Origin of the sequence: Vibrio anguillarum (assembly GCF_003390515.1) — a bacterium.
In the GTDB taxonomy this organism is placed as follows: Bacteria; Pseudomonadota; Gammaproteobacteria; order Enterobacterales; family Vibrionaceae; genus Vibrio; species Vibrio anguillarum.
In genome coordinates this window covers 3,147,254-3,148,225 of record NZ_CP031479.1, presented here as the reverse complement: position 1 = coordinate 3,148,225, position 972 = coordinate 3,147,254, and the positions used below count along the sequence as shown (strand labels likewise).

Genomic DNA, 972 nt, shown 5'->3' with positions numbered 1-972 from the left:
CAAGCGTTGGCAATCCCTCTTAAGCCGTTTGTTATGTTTTTTGGCTGAGCCCATTTTTCGGCCTCTATTACCTTAAGCAAATATTCCTCAACAATGTCACGAAACTTGTCTTAATTTGACCCAAAATACCTACTATTTAAATAAATTTTAAAAAAATATTTCGACAGACAGAACCAGGGTTTTTACAAAAATCATTATAAATCAACAATATAATTATTTATATATTTAATTTGCCCACAAGCAATAAAAATAATCAAGTCTATAATTATTTTTAATATACGCTATTATCTGAATCTTGTTTATTATGATTTTTCGTTAGGAATAGTTTATGAATACTTGGTTAGTATTATTTGTTGCTGTATTAGGTGAGGTTTTTGCTACAACAAGTCTGAAGCTTAGTGAGGGTTTTACTAAGCTTATGCCTTCCCTGGCTGTTATTTTGGGGTATGCCGTGGCTTTCTATTGCTTATCCTTAACTTTAAAGTCAATACCGTTAGGCATCGCTTATGCGGTATGGTCAGGATTAGGAATAGTAGTAGTTTCTATTATAGGCTGGGGATTGTTTGGGCAGAAGTTAGATCTATGGGCCGGTATCGGAATGGCTTTAATAATTAGTGGCGTTGTAGTTCTTAATTTACTCTCTAAATCCGTAGCGCATTAATTAATAGTGCGATGGAGTATCTAAGCCCTATTCCAAGGGCTTAGACTATTATAAAATAGTTAGAAGGCTCTAGGCTGTGGTGAGTAAAGTCTAGTCTCACAAGCAAGTATCATCGCAGTTTTTAAATAATATATACATTATAGTTTAGTTGTAGCCCCCTGGTTATGTGAATATTTTCATCCTATTTAAAACACATACATTATCGAATAAACGCGTTATAAAATGTAATTTCTTGGATATTATATTTCTAGTTTCATAGATGTTAAAAACAGATCAAACTCGTGATTCTGATTACACATAACGCCCGGCTA

The 972-nt window shown here is 33.3% G+C and carries 1 protein-coding gene; it reads left to right on the top strand.

Going from position 1 to position 972, the window contains the following annotated elements:
* Positions 1–328 precede the first annotated feature (328 nt).
* Positions 329–661 (top strand): DMT family transporter, encoded by a 333-nt coding sequence (locus DD616_RS17260; protein WP_208871988.1) that lies wholly within the window; start codon positions 329–331, stop codon positions 659–661.
* The last annotated feature ends 311 nt before the right edge of the window (positions 662–972 follow it).

Excerpts from the sequence above, each read along its gene's own strand:
- DD616_RS17260 (WP_208871988.1), top strand. The coding sequence starts at position 329 with ATGAATACTTGGTTAGTATTATTTGTTGCTGTATTAGGTGAGGTTTTT.